Below are 1,080 nucleotides of genomic sequence, written 5' to 3'. Positions count from 1 at the left end.
CTTTATGGACGCCATCTCCAGCTCGATATATATGGCAGCCAGGTATTCTCTCATGGCTTTGAACTAAATCAAACTGATGGAATAGTCGTGATGCTTCTCGTGAAAAGCTAGCTTCCCTACCTATTCTTGAGATATATGTCGGGTTACAAATAATCTCTTTTATTTTTTTAGATTTCTCTCCACTCCACTTTCTGGTGATGATGGAAATATCTAGATTTGTTTTTTTTTCAATTGATTGAAGAGCTCTTTCTATAAATCGCTCTGCTCCTCCATCAGATCTGTATTTCTGCCTGACTATGGCGAGGTTAATTTTTTTCATTTTTTCTCCAAGCGGTAATAGGCATTGAGTACAGTTTGCACACTGATTTCAGTTAGGCAGTCACTAACTTTACTTCTTCCACACCCATCTTTCCCACATGGTCTGCACGGATGTTGTTCACTTTTTATCACGATATTATCTACCATCCATGGTCCCCATTCATTTTCACCGCTAGGGCCAAATATTGCTATTACTGGGGTGTTAACTGCAGACGCAATATGCATTGGTACTGAGTCTACAGTGATGAGCATAGACGCGTGATTGATTAACTCTGATAGTTGTTTTAGTGATGTTTTACCTGAGATATTAATAAAACTTAGGTTTGTTTGTTTTTCTATTTCAGCTATGAACTTAAGTTCTTTTTCATCAGGAGATGAGGATACAACGATTTTTTGGCCATGAGCTCCTATTTTATCGATTAGCTTTGCAAAACTTTCTGCTGGCCAGCACTTAAACATCCATCTAGAGGTTGGATGAATAAGTATGTAATCGTTTTTTTCTATTCCAATGTCTAAGCATGTTATTAGGTCATCAAAGTTATTATCTGTTTTCAATGACATTTTTTTTGAAATGCTAGTTGGTTTTATCCCTATGCTCCGAAGGAGATCCAGATGTTTATCAACAACATGTCTGTTTTTTATATTTGGAATGCTCTGGAAACTTCTACGCCAAAAAAAAAGCTTGTCACGTTTATTGTTATTGAAGGTGACTGCATGAGGGATAGAACAAAAAAATTTTATCCATAACCCACGCATACTTTC

Annotated in this window: 2 protein-coding genes; both read right to left on the bottom strand. The window is 36.8% G+C overall.

Features of this window, described 5'->3' with window-relative positions:
* The coding region (locus ACRDDY_RS00905) for a hypothetical protein (protein WP_438563086.1) at positions 1-319 on the bottom strand (319 nt) is incomplete at its 3' end.
* Positions 316-1,080 (bottom strand): glycosyltransferase family 9 protein (locus tag ACRDDY_RS00900; RefSeq protein ID WP_438563085.1); only part of this gene is annotated, 765 nt, incomplete at its 5' end. The genes ACRDDY_RS00905 and ACRDDY_RS00900, both read right to left, overlap by 4 nt.

The sequence above is a fragment of the Clostridium sp. genome (assembly GCF_051656525.1).
In the GTDB taxonomy this organism is placed as follows: Bacteria; Bacillota; Clostridia; order Clostridiales; family Clostridiaceae; genus Clostridium.
Note: the sequence above shows the minus strand (reverse complement) of the source record. Positions and strands in the feature narration are given on the sequence as shown.